Below are 14,259 nucleotides of genomic sequence, written 5' to 3' on the forward strand. Positions count from 1 at the left end.
ACACCATGTCCACGCGTACGCTCATCTCGCCGGCCCAGCGCGCCAAGCCCCGTGCCAAGGCCGCCTACTGGACCGTCTTCACCCTGGTCGTAGGCGGCTTCACCCTGGTCTTCCTCGGACCGCTGTACTGGCTCGTCTCCAGCGGCTTCAAGGACGCCCAGGAAGTCATCCAGACACCGCCGACCCTGGTTCCGGGGAGCTTCACTCCGGAGAACTACAGTCGTGCCTGGGAGGTCATGGACCTGTCCTCCCTGCTGTTCAACACCCTCTACTACGCCTTCGGCGCGCTCGCCTTCCAACTGGTCCTCGACGTGGCGGCCGCGTACTCGCTGTCCAAGCTGCGCCCGGTGCTGGGCAAGGCGATCCTCGGCATGATGCTCGCCACCCTGATGATCCCGGCGACCGTGCTCGTCGTCCCGCAGTACCTGACCGTCCTGGACGTGCCGATCGTCGAGCGGAACCTGCTGAACACCCCGTGGGCGATCTGGCTGCCGTCCGTCACCAACGCCTTCAACATCTTCCTGCTGAAGAGGTTCTTCGACTCGATCCCGAAGGAACTCCTCGACGCCGCGGCCATGGACGGCGCGTCCCCGGTCCGCACCCTGTGGTCGATCGTGCTGCCGATCTCCCGGCCCATCCTCGGTGTGGTGTCGATCTTCGCGGTCGTCGGCGTCTGGAAGGACTTCCTCTGGCCGATGCTCACCCTGCCCGACCCCGCGAAGCAGACGCTCAACGTCGGCATCTACTCGCTCTCCAACGGCGTCCCGGTGAACGTGCTCATCGCCGCGCTGACCATCGCCTCCCTGCCCACCCTGCTGATCTTCCTGGTCTTCCAGCGCAACATCATGAGCGGCCTCACCGCCGGCGGCCTCAAGGGCTGACGCCCGCACGCCCGGTCCACCGCTCTTCCCGAAGCCTTCGCCGCCGGCCTGTCCGACGCCCCGCTGTCCGGGTCGGCGGCGAAGATCCACCCTGCCCGAAAGGAATGCCCCGTGGCAGCCCCTCACTCGCCCCGCACCGACGCCTGGTGGCGTGACGCGGTCATCTACCAGGTGTACCCCCGCAGCTTCGCCGACGGCGACGGCGACGGTACCGGGGACCTCGCGGGCGTCCGGGCGAGACTGCCGTATCTCGCCGAACTCGGCATCGACGCCGTCTGGTTCACCCCCTGGTACGCCTCCCCGATGGTCGACGGCGGCTACGACGTCGCCGACTACCGCGCCATCGACCCTGCCTTCGGCACCCTCGACGAGGCCGAGAAGCTGATCGCCGAGGCCGCCGCCCTCGGTATCCGGGTCATCATCGACATCGTCCCCAACCACGTCTCCGACCAGCACGCCTGGTTCCAGGCGGCGCTGGCGGCCGGACCCGGCAGTGCCGAGCGGGAGCGCTTCCACTTCCGGCCCGGACGCGGCGAGAACGGCGAACTCCCGCCCAACGACTGGCCCTCCCAGTTCTCCGGCACCACCTGGACCCGCGTTCCCGACGGCGAGTGGTACCTGCACCTGTTCACCCCCGAGCAGCCCGACCTCAACTGGGCCCACCCGGACGTCCGCAGGGAACACGAGGAGGTGCTCCGCTTCTGGTTCGAGCGCGGTGTCGCGGGGGTACGGATCGACTCCGCCGCACTGCTCGTGAAGGACCCCGCGCTCGCCGACTTCGTGGAGGGCGTCGACCCCCACCCCTACATCGACCAGGACGACCTGCATGTCGTCTACCGCTCCTGGCGAGCGATCGCCGACGAGTACGGAGCCGTCTTCGTCGGCGAGGTGTGGCTGCCCGACGCCGAACGCTTCGCCCGCTACCTTCGTCCCGACGAACTCCACACCGCCTTCAACTTCAACTTCCTCACCTGCCCCTGGGAGGCCGACCGGCTGCGGGGCACCATCGACGCGACCCTCGCCGAGCACGCCCCCGTCGGCGCCCCCGCCACCTGGGTCCTGTGCAACCACGACGTCACCCGCACCGTCACCCGCTACGGCCGCGAGGACACCGGCTTCGACTTCGCCAAGAAGCGTTTCGGCATCCCCACCGACCTCACCCTCGGCACCCGGCGCGCCCGCGCCGCGGCCCTGCTCACCCTCGCTCTGCCCGGCTCCGTCTACCTCTACCAGGGCGAGGAACTGGGCCTGCCCGAGGCCGACATACCGCCGGCCCGTATCCAGGACCCCATGCACTTCCGCTCCGGCGGCGTCGACCCGGGCCGCGACGGCTGCCGTGTCCCGCTGCCCTGGGAGGCCGAGGCACCGTCGTACGGCTTCGGAGCGACGCCGCAGCCATGGCTCCCGCAGCCGCAGGACTGGGACCGCTACGCCGTCGACCGGCAGCGCACCGACCCGGAGTCGATGCTCACGCTGTACCGCGAGGCCCTGACGGTGCGCGGCTCCGAGCCGGGCTTCGGCGACGGCGCCATGACCTGGCAGCCGGCCGAGGACGGTGTCCTCTCCTTCGCCCGGGCGGGCGGCCTGCTCTGCGTCGTCAACCTCTCGGACCGGCCGGCCGTCCTGCCGCCGCACAGGCGGCTGCTCCTCGCCAGCGGACCGTTGCACGCCGACGGAACGCTGCCGCAGGACACCGCGGTGTGGCTGCGGGCCTGAACCGGCGGCAAGACGCCCTGCCCGCGCCGCACGGGGGCGCGGACAGGGCGCGCCGCGAGCTGCCACGAGGGAGCCCGCGCTTGCGGGATCGATGGATTCCGGAAGGGAAGGAGTGCAATCCGCTTGCACATCTTGCATTGAAATTGCGCTACCCTTGCGTTTATGACGCGACGACTTGCTCAGGTGGCGAAGAAAGTGGGTGTCAGTGAGGCGACGGTCAGCCGTGTCCTCAACGGCAAGCCCGGGGTCTCCGAGGCGACCCGTCAGTCCGTGCTCACGGCCCTCGACGTCCTCGGGTACGAGCGGCCGACCCAGCTGCGCGGAGAGCGCGCCCGGCTCGTCGGCCTCGTGCTCCCTGAGCTGCAGAACCCGATCTTCCCGGCGTTCGCCGAGGTCATCGGAGGCGCGCTCGCGCAGCAGGGGCTGACTCCCGTGCTGTGCACGCAGACCCGCGGAGGCGTCTCCGAGGCCGACTACGTGGACCTGCTGCTCCAGCAGCAGGTCTCGGGCGTGATCTTCGCCGGAGGTCTGTTCGCGCAGGCCGACGCGCCGCACGACCACTACCACCAGCTGGCGGAGCGCAAGATCCCCGTCGTCCTGATCAACGCCTCGATAGAGGGGCTCGACTTCCCCTGTGTCGCCTGCGACGACGCCGTCGCCGTCGAGCAGGCCTGGCGTCACCTCGCCTCGCTGGGCCACGAGCGGATCGGACTGGTCCTCGGTCCCGCCGATCACGTGCCGTCGCGTCGCAAGCTGGAGGCCGCCCGGGCGGCGGCGAAGGCCGCGGACATGCCGTGGGCCGAGGAGTTCGTCGAGCGGTCGATATTCTCCCTGGAGGGAGGGCAGGCCGCGGCGGCGCGGCTGCTGGAGAGGGGGGTCACCGGCATCGTCTGCGCCAGCGACCCGCTCGCCCTCGGGGCCATCAGGGCCGCCCGCCGGCGAGGGCTTTCGGTCCCCGCCGAGGTGTCGGTCATCGGCTTCGACGATTCCGCGTTCATGACCTGCACGGAGCCGCCGTTGTCGACGGTGCGCCAGCCCATCGAGGCCATGGGACGCGCGGCGGTCGATCTGCTCTGCGCCCAGATCCAGGGGACCCAGGCCCACCCCGGCGAGCTGCTCTTCGAGCCCGAGCTCGTCGTGCGCGGATCGACCGCTCCGCCGCCCGTCCGCTGAGCGACCCGGGGCGTCGCACCTTCTCGGCGCCTGACGGCGCGTCCCATGTGACTTCGCGTCACCCGACGGCACCGGTATCGCCGCCGCTCTGAGCGGCCCCGATTCCGGTGCCGTTCGTCGTTCCGGTGCGCGTGCTCTGCCGTGTGCATGACGGAACCGTTGACAAAGCCATCACGCAGTAGAAACCTGTCACCCTGGCGATGCAAATGAGTCACAGATTTACTCAAGAAATCGTCCTGCCGTCGCCGTTCCTTATTGGAGTCATGCTGGGTCCCGCGCGTGACCTCATCGTTCCTCTTCCAGGCCTTCGCGTGCGCGCGTTCGCATCCGAGCCCGGTGGGGGGCGAGAGGTCATGCGCTGCGCCCGGATCGTGGAGAGGCCACCATGAGAGGCACACATCCGAGCAGGAGGCTGGGGGTCGGTCTGCTGACAGCGGGCCTGATCGCCGTCGGACTGCTACCCATCCCCGCGTACGCCGCGGCGGAGACCAACCTCGCCCTCGGCAGAGCGGCGACGGCCGGGGCAGCGCACAGCGGCTACCCGGCGGCCAATGTCACCGACGGAAGCCAGCAGTCGTACTGGGAAGGCCCCACCGGCTCCTTCCCGCAGTGGGTGCAGGTCGACCTGGGCGCCCAAATCTCCCTGGATCGCGTCGCGTTGAAGCTGCCCACCGGATGGGAGACGCGTTCCCAGACGCTCGCCGTCCTCGGCAGCACCGACGGAAACTCCTTCAGCACCCTCGCCGCCGGGCAGGCGCGCTCCTTCGACCCGTCCGCGGCGAACACCGCGAACATCGACCTGCCCACCAGCACCGCCCGGTTCGTCCGGGTGCAGGTGGCGGCCAACTCGGGCTGGAACGCCGCCCAGTTGTCCGAGCTGGAGGTCTACGGCGAGGACGACTCGGGCCCGGTCGACCCGCCGGTCGAAGGGACGAACCTGGCACGGAACAAGCCGATCGAGGCGACCTCGACGACCCAGAACTACGTGGCGTCGAACGCCAACGACGACAACACCGGCACCTACTGGGAGTCGGCGGGCTTCCCGGCCGGCCTGACGGTCGACCTCGGCTCCGACGCGGACGTCGAGGCCGTGGTCGTCAAGCTGAACCCGGACCAGATCTGGGGAGCGCGGACCCAGTCCCTGGAGGTTCTCGGCCGCGCGGACGGCGCCTCCGGCTTCACCACCCTCAAGGCCCGCGCCAACTACGCCTTCAACCCCTCCTCCGGGCAGAACTCCGTCGTCATCCCGGTGACGGGCCGCGTCGCCGACGTCCGGCTCACGTTCTTCTCCAACACCGGAGCCCCCGGTGCCCAGGTCGCCGAGTTCCAGGTCCTCGGCAAGGCCACGCCCCAGCCGGACCTCGTCGTCACCGACCTGACATGGACCCCGGCCTCGCCGAGCGAGGCGGACGACGTGACGGTCCGGGCCACCGTGCGCAACGCCGGCACCGCCCCCGCCCCCGCGACGACCGTCAACGTCAGCGTCGAGGGCGCCGTCGCCGGTTCCGCCCCGGTCGCCGCGCTCGCCGCCGGCGCCTCCACCACCGTCAGCGTCCCCGTCGGCCGGCGCCCCATGGGCGCGTACACCGTCTCGGCCGCGGTCGACCCCACGGACACCGTCACCGAACTCGACAACAGCAACAACAGCCGCACCGCGGCGACCAAGCTGACGGTCGCCCAGAGCCCGGGCCCCGACCTGCGGGTCACCGCGATCACCACCAACCCGGCGGCCCCCGCGGCCGGCGCGCCCGTCTCCTTCACGGTCGCGGTCAACAACCGCGGCACCAGCGCGGTCCCGGCCGGCACCGTCACCCGCCTCACCGTGGGCGGCACCACCCTGCAGGGCACGACCGGAGCGATCGCCGCGGGGCAGACGGCCGCCGTCGCCATCGGCGGCACCTGGACCGCCACGAACGGCGCCGCGACCCTGACCGCCACGGCCGACGCCACGGGCACGGTCGCCGAGACCGACGAGAACAACAACGTCTTCGCCCGTTCCATCGTCGTCGGACGCGGAGCCGCCGTCCCGTACACCGAGTACGAGGCCGAGGACGCCCGCTACAGCGGAACGCTGCTCACCGCCGACAAGAAGCGCACCTTCGGGCACACCAACTTCGCCACCGAGTCCTCCGGCCGCCAGTCGGTACGCCTCGACAACACCGGCGACTACGTGGAGTTCACCTCGGCGGGCGCCGCCAACTCCGTCGTCGTGCGCAACTCCATTCCCGACGCCGCGGCCGGCGGCGGTCGCGAGGCCACCATCAGCCTCTACGCCGACGGCACCTTCGTCCGGAAGCTGACGCTCTCCTCCAAGCACAGCTGGCTCTACGGCAGCACCGACGACCCCGAGGGGCTCACCAACCGGCCCGGCGGCGACGCGCGGCGCCTCTTCGACGAGTCGCACGCCCTGCTGACCCAGTCGTACCCGGCGGGCACCAAGTTCCGCCTCCAGCGGGACGCGGGCGACACCGCCCCCTTCTACATCGTCGACCTCGTCGACCTGGAGCAGGTCGCGCCCCCGGCGGCCAAGCCCGCGGCGTGCACCTCCATCACCGAGTACGGCGCCGTCCCCAACGACGGCATCGACGACACCGACGCGATCCAGCGCGCCGTCACCGCCGACCAGAAGGGCGAGATCGCCTGCGTGTGGATCCCGGCCGGACAGTGGCGCCAGGAGCAGAAGATCCTGACCGACGACCCGCTCAACCGCGGAACCCACAACCAGGTCGGCATCCGTGACGTGACGATCCGCGGCGCCGGCATGTGGCACTCCCAGCTGTACACCCTGACCCCGCCCCACGAGGCGGGCGGCATCAACCACCCGCACGAGGGCAACTTCGGCTTCGACATCGACGACAACACGCAGATCTCCGACATCGCCATCTTCGGCTCCGGCACCATCCGGGGCGGTGACGGCAACGCCGAGGGCGGCGTCGGCCTCAACGGCCGCTTCGGCAAGAACACCAAGATCAGCAACGTCTGGATCGAGCACGCCAACGTCGGCGTCTGGGCCGGCCGTGACTACTCCAACATCCCTGAACTGTGGGGTCCGGGCGACGGCCTGGAGTTCACCGGGATGCGGATCCGCAACACCTACGCCGACGGCATCAACTTCGCCAACGGCACCCGGAACTCGACGGTCCACAACTCCTCCTTCCGCAACACCGGTGACGACGCCCTGGCCGTCTGGGCCAGCAAGTACGTCAAGGACACGTCGGTGGACATCGGCCACGACAACCACTTCCGCAACAACACGATCCAGCTGCCCTGGCGGGCCAACGGCATCGCCGTCTACGGCGGCTACGGCAACACGATCGAGAACAACGTCGTCTCCGACACCATGAACTACCCGGGGATCATGCTGGCGACCGACCACGACCCGCTGCCCTTCTCCGGGCAGACCCTCATCGCCAACAACGCGCTGTACCGCACGGGCGGGGCGTTCTGGGGCGAGGCGCAGGAGTTCGGAGCCATCACGCTCTTCGCGCAGGGGCCGGACATCCCGGGGGTCACCATCCGTGACACCGAGATCCATGACTCGACCTACGACGGCATCCAGTTCAAGACGGGTGGCGGCGCGATGCCGAACGTGAAGATCACCAACGTCCGCATCGACAAGTCGGTCAACGGCTGCGGCGTCCTCGCGATGGGCGGGGCCCGGGGCAGCGCGACCCTGACGGACGTGACCATCACCAACTCGGCGGAGAGCGACGTCTGCGTCGAGCCGGGCTCGCAGTTCGTCGTCACTCGCAACTGATCCACAGCACCGGCGGCGGCCCGCTCCCCGCGGGCCGCCGCGTGTCAGATCCGGACACCATCCCCGAGCCGTGACTCGCACCCGGCGTGCGAGCCCGAAATGCGAGGACTGATGAGTACTCCCACCTGGAGATCACGGTGCCTGAGCGCCCTGGTCGCGACGAGCCTGCTGGCGATCGGTGGTCCGCTGATGACCGCCGCAGCGGAAGGCGGCCCCAACATCGCGCTCGGTGACAGCGCGTCGGCGAGCAGCGCGAACGGCGGATACGGCGCCGCGAACATCACGGACGGCGACCAGGGCTCGTACTGGGAGAGCGCCGGCACGACCCTGCCGCAGTGGGTGCAGGCCGACCTCGGCACCGGCGAGCGCGTCGACGAGGTCGTCCTGAAGCTGCCCGCGGGCTGGGAGAGCCGTACCCAGACCCTGTCCGTGCAGGGCAGCGCCGACGGCACCAGCTTCACCACCCTGAAGAGCTCCGCCGCCTACACCTTCAGCCCCGGGTCCGGGAACTCGGTGACGGTCTCCTTCCCGGCCACCCAGACCCGCTTCGTGCGCATCGCCGTCAGCGCCAACACCGGCTGGCAGGCCGCCCAGCTCTCCGAACTGGAGGTGCACGCGGCCGACGGGTCCTCGGCGAACCTCGCGGCCGGCAAGACCCTGAAGGCGAGCAGTCACACCGAGGTGTACGCGGCCCCCAACGCCAACGACGGCAACCGGGCCAGCTACTGGGAGAGTGCCAACAACGCCCTTCCGCAGTGGATCGAGGCCGACCTGGGCGCCTCCGTCGCCGTGAACCGCGTCGTGCTGAAACTGCCGGCCGGCTGGGGCGCCCGCAGCCAGACCCTGAAGATCCAGGGCAGCGCCAACGGCACGGCCTACACAGACCTGTCGGCCTCCCAGGCGTACACCTTCAACACGGCGAACGACAACACCGTCACGATCACTCTCGACTCCGCCACCACACGCCACGTGCGCGTCCTGGTGACCGCCAACTCCGTCCAGCCGGCGGCCCAGCTCTCCGAGCTGGAGATCTACGGCCCGGCCGGCGGCGACACCCAGGCACCGACCGCACCAACGAACCTCGCCTTCACCCAGCCCGCGAGCGGACAGATCAGGCTCACCTGGAGCGCCTCCACCGACAACGTCGGCGTGACGGGCTACGACATCTACGCCAACGGGTCCCTGCTGACCTCCGTCGCCGGCAACGTCACGACGTTCACCGACAGCCGCCCCGCGAACCAGACGGTCTCCTACCGCGTCCGGGCCAAGGACGCCGCCGGCAACCAGTCCGGCGACAGCAACACCGTCACCCGCATCGGCGACTCCGGCGACACCCAGGCGCCCACCGCACCCGCGAACCTGGCCTTCACCGAGCCCGCGAGCGGACAGATCAGGCTCACCTGGAGCGCCTCCACCGACAACGTCGGCGTGACGGGCTACGACATCTACGCCAACAACGTCCTGCGGGACAGCGTGACCGGCAACGTCACCACCTTCACCGACACCCAGCCGGCGACGAGCACCGTCACCTACCACGTCCGCGCCAAGGACGCCGCCGGCAACCAGTCCGGCAACAGCAACACCGTCACCCGCAACGGCAGCGGCGGAAACGGCTCGAACCTCGCCGTGGGCAAGCCGATCGAGGCCTCCTCCACGGTGCACACCTTCGTCGCGGCGAACGCCAACGACAACAACACGGCGACCTACTGGGAGGGCGCGGGCGGCAGCTACCCGAACACCCTCACCGTCAAGCTGGGCGCCAATGCCGACCTCGACCGGCTCGTGCTCAAGCTGAACCCGGACACCGCATGGTCCGCCCGCTCCCAGACCGTCGAGGTCCTCGGCCGGGCGCAGAGCGCCACCGGCTTCACCAGCCTCGTCGCGGCCAAGAGCTACGCCTTCGACCCGGCGAACGGCAACACGGTCACCGTCCCGGTCGGCGGCCGGGTCGCCGACGTCCAGCTGAGGTTCACCGCCAACTCCGGCGCCCCGGCCGGTCAGCTCGCCGAGTTCCAGGTCATCGGCGTCCCCGCGCCCAACCCGGACCTCGCGGTCACGAACCTGACCACCTCGCCCGCCGCACCCGTCGAGTCGGACGAGATCACCGTGTCGGCCACCGTCCGCAACGACGGCCCGGCCGCGGCCGCGGCGAGCCGGGTCGCGCTGCGCCTCGGCGGCACCCAGGTCGCCACCGCGCAGGTCGGCGCCCTGGCGGCCGGCGCACAGACCACGGTCAGCGCCTCCGTCGGGGCGCGCGACGCCGGATCGTACGAGCTGAGCGCGGTCGCCGACGAGGCGAACGCGGTCATCGAGCAGAACGAGACCAACAACACCTACACCCGGTCCACTCCTCTGGTGGTCAGGCCCGTCGCCAGCGCGGATCTCGTCGCCTCCTCGGTGACGACCACCCCGTCCAGCCCGGCGGCCGGTGACACCGTCAACTTCAAGGTGACGGTGAAGAACCAGGGCAACGAGCCGAGCGCGTCGGGCAGTCACGGCGTGACGCTCAGCCTCCTCGACGGCCAGGGCCAGACGGTCAAGACCCTGACCGGCGCCCACACCGGCACCCTCGCGGCGGGAGCCTCGGCCGAGGTGAACCTCGGTCCGTGGGCGGCGGCCAACGGCTCGTACACGGTGCGGACCGTCCTGGCCGACGACGCCAACGAACTGCCGGTCAAGCGCGCCAACAACACCTCCACGCAGCCGCTGTTCGTCGGCCGCGGGGCGAACATGCCGTACACCAACCACGAGGCGGAGGACGGCACGGCCGGCGGCGGCGCCACCGTCGTCGGACCCAACCGCACCGTCGGCGACATCGCGGGCGAGGCGTCCGGGCGCAAGGCGGTGAACCTGGACGCGACCGGCGAGTACGTCGAGTTCACCACCCGCGCCGCCACCAACACCCTGGTCACCCGGTTCTCGATCCCGGACGCCCCCGGAGGCGGCGGCATCGACTCCACCCTCAACGTGTACGTCGACGGCGTGTTCAAGAAGGCACTGCCGCTGACCTCGAAGTACTCCTGGCTGTACGGCGCGGAGGCCTCGCCCGGCAACTCGCCCGGGTCGGGCGCGCCCCGGCACATCTACGACGAGGCGCACATGATGTTCGCCGAGACCATCCCGGCGGGCAGCAGGATCCGGCTGCAGAAGGACGCCGCCAACACCGCCGGCCACTACGCGATCGACTTCGTCAGCCTGGAGCGGGTCGCGCCGGTCGCCAACCCGGACCCGGCCACCTACACGGTGCCCGCCGGCTTCACGCACCAGGACGTGCAGAACGCGCTCGACAGGGTCCGCATGGACACCACCGGCAAGCTCGTCGGCGTCTACCTGCCGCCCGGCGACTACCAGACGTCGAGCAAGTTCCAGGTGTACGGCAAGGCGGTGCAGGTCGTCGGCGCGGGCCCCTGGTACACGCGTTTCCACGCGCCCTCCACCCAGGACAACACCGACGTCGGCTTCCGCGCCGAGGCGGCGGCCAAGGGTTCGCTCTTCAAGGGCTTCGCCTACTTCGGCAACTACACCTCACGCATCGACGGCCCGGGCAAGGTCTTCGACTTCGCCAACGTGTCGGACATCGTCGTCGACGACATCTGGAACGAGCACATGGTCTGCCTCTACTGGGGCGCCAACACCGACCGGATCACCATCAAGAACTCCCGCATCCGCAACATGTTCGCCGACGGCATCAACATGACCAACGGGTCGACGGACAACCTCGTGACCAACAACGACGCACGGGCGACCGGTGACGACAGTTTCGCGCTGTTCTCCGCCATCGACGCGGGCGGCGCGGACATGAAGAACAACGTCTACGAGAACCTGAGCTCCACCCTGACCTGGCGGGCGGCGGGCGTGGCCGTCTACGGCGGCTACGACAACACCTTCCGCAACATCCACATCGCCGACACCCTGGTCTACTCCGGCATCACGATCTCCTCGCTGGACTTCGGCTACCCGATGAACGGCTTCGGGACCGAGCCGACGACCTTCGAGAACATCTCGATCGTCCGGGCCGGCGGCCACTTCTGGGGCAACCAGACCTTCGGCGGCATGTGGCTCTTCTCCGCCTCCAAGGTCTTCCAGGGCATCCGCGTCAACCATGTCGACATCGTCGATCCCACCTACAGCGGGATCATGTTCCAGACGAAGTACGACGGCGGTGGCCGGCCGGAGAACCCGGTGAAGGACACCGTCTTCAACGACATCTCCATCTCCGGCGCCCGCAAGAGCGGGGACGCCTGGGACGCCAAGTCGGGCATGGGTATCTGGGTCAACGAGATGCCCGAGCCCGGACAGGGCCCGGCGGTCGGTGAGGCGACGATCAACTGTCTGCGGATGACCAACAACGCCGAGAACATCCGCAACACCACGACGACCTTCAAACTCAACATCAACCCCTGCTGACCTGGGGTTCGCCCCCTGACGACCACGACCAGCGCCCGCCGCGCCCGGCGACGGGCGCTGGTCCCGTGAGTCGGCCTGCCCAGTGGTGGACCGATCAAGCTACTCGTAGACGAATGGTCGTATAATTGCGGCATGGGACGAACGAGTGATGCCCGGGACAAGATCCTTACCGCTGCCCAGTCTCTGATCGAACTGCGCGGCTACTCGGCGCTGGGCGTGGCGGAGATCTGCAAGGCGGCCGGTGTGCCGAAGGGCAGTTTCTACTACTTCTTCGAGTCCAAAGAGGCCCTGGCGCTGGCCGTGATCGACGAGCACTGGGCTGCGCAGCGGCGCGACTGGGAACGCGTACTGGGCGGCGACCAGGAGCCTCTGGGGCGGCTCCGGCAGCTGTTCGAGGAGACCGCGGCGGCTCAGAACGCCGGTCAGGCGTCGTGCGGCACCGTCTCCGGGTGCATGTTCGGCAACCTGACGCTGGAGATGAGCAACCAGACCGAGGCGATTCGTGATCGTCTGCAGCAGATCTTCGACGCCCAGGTCGACATGATCGAAGAGGTGATCCGCGCGGCGTCGGAGTGCGGGGACGTGAGGGTCACCGACACCCGCGACGCCGCTCGTTCCGTCGTCGCGCAGCTCGAAGGGCAGGTGCTCTTCGCGAAGTTGTACAACAACACCGCCCCGCTCGACGCGCTCTGGAAGAACGCCGTGGCCCTCCTGGGGGCGCGTGCCGCCGAGGAGACCGCGGCGGCCGTCTGACGTCGCGGCTCACGCGAAGGTGACGTCCTGGATGTCGATGGTGACGAGTTCGATGTCGCGCGACACCGTCCCGTCCGCGTTCAGCGGGTGGACCCGTCGTCGGGTGGGCACCATGATGCCGCCGAAGCTCACGTGGTCGAAGGTGAAGTGTGCTGCCGGCCCGGCGTTGAGTACCTCCGCGGTGTAGTCGTGCCTGCGGAGCAGGCCGTCCTCACCGAAGTGGAAGAGCTGCTCCCGGCTGTGCGTGGCGATGTCGTCCGGGAAGGTGACCTTGAGCCGGCTCCACCTCTCGCCCTCCTCCGTGGTGATGGGGGCCAGTTCCTCGGTGCGGAAGCCGGGGGAGGCGAAGCTGAACGGGGACGTCAGGTAGGTCCACATCGCGTAGCCGGCGAAGTAGGCGACGTGCAGTTCGTCCCACGGGGTGTCGAGGGTGTGACCTTCGAACGCCGCCCGGGGCGCCGACCGCTCGGCCCGCACCTCGCCCGCGTCGTTCACCACGGCCACGCGCTCGGCGGTGAAGGAGGTGTGCAGGTCGGGGGCGGTGAAGGGGTGGTGGCTCGCGTGCTGCCGACGGAGATCGACCCGGACCGTGGCACGGTCGAAGACCCCCTCCCAGCCCTTCAGGGCCCACAGTGCTCCCCCCGAGCGGAAGTCGACCGTGGCCGACTCGTACCGGCGGTAGCGGTCCAGGCCGCCGTGCGCGTCGATGACGTGGGCCGCGAGATCACTCATGACAGGGTCCTTCTGTTCGAGGCGTTGCAGTGCTGCGGAAGGTGGGCGCAGGAGAGGTTTCCGTCGCCTCGCTGATAATGACCGGTCGTCTTAAACTCTGCAAGGCTGACATTCCTGGACGTCGAGATCCAGCTCACTTAGGTGCTTGCTTTGCTATCATCTAAAGTGACCGATCGTCTTAGGGGGGTGATCGATCGACAAGGTGATCCCCGCCTTGTCCGCGGAGGGAGCCAGCGGTGCCCAGAGCAAGTCTGCGTGAGAACCTCATCGCCGCGGCGGTCCAGGAGTTCCACGCCCGTGGCTACGCGGCGACGGGCGTGAAGGACATCACCGACGCCGCCGGCGCGCCGAAGGGGTCGTTCTACAACCACTTCGACAGCAAGGAAGCCCTGGCCGTCGTGGCCCTGGAACGCTACGGCGCGACCCGGCGGCTGGACGACCTCCGCGACACCTCGGTCGCACCCCTGACCCGGCTTCGGGAGCACTTCGAGTTCCTGCGCGACGAAAACGTCCAGGCGGAGTTCACCAGGGGCTGCCTCGTGGGTGACCTCGCCGTCGAGGTGGCTGATCACAGCGACGCGCTGCGCGCCACGACCAGCAGCGGCCTCCAGGCATGGACCGACGCGCTCACCTTCGCCGTGGCAGACGCCCAGGAGGCGGGCGACGTGGCGAAGACCCTGGAGGCGGCCACCCTTGCGCGCTTCGTGCTGAACGCCTGGGAAGGCGCCCTGATCTCCGCCAGGGCCGACCGCTCGGCACGAGCCTTCGAAAGCTTCTTCACCGTCGTCTTCGGTGTGCTGCTGCGCTGAACACCGCGCGACGGCGTGCGCCGGACGGGGC

8 protein-coding genes are annotated in these 14,259 nt (G+C 69.6%); 7 read left to right on the forward strand and 1 reads right to left on the reverse strand.

From position 1 onward, the window contains the following. Positions 1 to 5: 5 nt before the first annotated feature. The 6 genes from AB0O67_RS13680 to AB0O67_RS13705 all read left to right on the forward strand — a co-directional run bounded on the left by AB0O67_RS13680 (position 6) and on the right by AB0O67_RS13705 (position 12,687). On the forward strand, positions 6 to 881 hold the full coding sequence (locus tag AB0O67_RS13680) for a carbohydrate ABC transporter permease (RefSeq protein ID WP_365449471.1): 876 nt from the start codon (positions 6 to 8) through the stop codon (positions 879 to 881). Positions 882 to 992: 111 nt separating this feature from the next. Next, on the forward strand, positions 993 to 2,597 hold the full coding sequence (locus AB0O67_RS13685; RefSeq protein WP_365449473.1) for a glycoside hydrolase family 13 protein: 1,605 nt from the start codon (positions 993 to 995) through the stop codon (positions 2,595 to 2,597). Positions 2,598 to 2,759: 162 nt separating this feature from the next. Then, positions 2,760 to 3,770 (forward strand): LacI family DNA-binding transcriptional regulator, encoded by a 1,011-nt coding sequence (locus tag AB0O67_RS13690; RefSeq protein WP_365449475.1) that lies wholly within the window; start codon positions 2,760 to 2,762, stop codon positions 3,768 to 3,770. 385 nt (positions 3,771 to 4,155) lie between these two features. Then, positions 4,156 to 7,527 (forward strand): CARDB domain-containing protein, encoded by a 3,372-nt coding sequence (locus tag AB0O67_RS13695; RefSeq protein ID WP_365449477.1) that lies wholly within the window; start codon positions 4,156 to 4,158, stop codon positions 7,525 to 7,527. 111 nt (positions 7,528 to 7,638) lie between these two features. Then, entirely contained in the window at positions 7,639 to 11,934 is a 4,296-nt protein-coding gene (locus AB0O67_RS13700; protein WP_365449479.1) for a discoidin domain-containing protein, read from the forward strand. Between the two features lie 132 nt (positions 11,935 to 12,066). After that, a complete protein-coding gene (locus AB0O67_RS13705; RefSeq protein ID WP_365449481.1) occupies positions 12,067 to 12,687 on the forward strand; it encodes a TetR/AcrR family transcriptional regulator in 621 nt (206 codons plus the stop codon). Between the two features lie 9 nt (positions 12,688 to 12,696). Here the strand turns inward: AB0O67_RS13705 and AB0O67_RS13710 are convergent, their stop codons facing one another. After that, complete coding sequence (locus tag AB0O67_RS13710; RefSeq protein ID WP_365449483.1) at positions 12,697 to 13,419, reverse strand: hypothetical protein; 723 nt, start codon at positions 13,417 to 13,419, stop codon at positions 12,697 to 12,699. A gap of 236 nt (positions 13,420 to 13,655) precedes the next feature. On the opposite strand from AB0O67_RS13710, the gene AB0O67_RS13715 reads away from it, so the two are divergent. Then, positions 13,656 to 14,228, forward strand: coding sequence for a TetR family transcriptional regulator C-terminal domain-containing protein (locus AB0O67_RS13715; protein ID WP_365449485.1), 573 nt, complete (start codon positions 13,656 to 13,658; stop codon positions 14,226 to 14,228). Positions 14,229 to 14,259 lie beyond the last annotated feature (31 nt).

The organism is Streptomyces sp. NPDC086077 (assembly GCF_040686175.1).
Taxonomy (GTDB): Bacteria; Actinomycetota; Actinomycetes; order Streptomycetales; family Streptomycetaceae; genus Streptomyces.

Excerpts from the sequence above, each read along its gene's own strand:
- AB0O67_RS13690 (WP_365449475.1), top strand. The coding sequence starts at position 2,760 with ATGACGCGACGACTTGCTCAGGTGGCGAAGAAAGTGGGTGTCAGTGAG.
- AB0O67_RS13710 (WP_365449483.1), bottom strand. The coding sequence starts at position 13,419 with ATGAGTGATCTCGCGGCCCACGTCATCGACGCGCACGGCGGCCTGGAC.
- AB0O67_RS13695 (WP_365449477.1), top strand. The coding sequence starts at position 4,156 with ATGAGAGGCACACATCCGAGCAGGAGGCTGGGGGTCGGTCTGCTGACA.
- AB0O67_RS13680 (WP_365449471.1), top strand. The coding sequence starts at position 6 with ATGTCCACGCGTACGCTCATCTCGCCGGCCCAGCGCGCCAAGCCCCGT.
- AB0O67_RS13705 (WP_365449481.1), top strand. The coding sequence starts at position 12,067 with ATGGGACGAACGAGTGATGCCCGGGACAAGATCCTTACCGCTGCCCAG.
- AB0O67_RS13700 (WP_365449479.1), top strand. The coding sequence starts at position 7,639 with ATGAGTACTCCCACCTGGAGATCACGGTGCCTGAGCGCCCTGGTCGCG.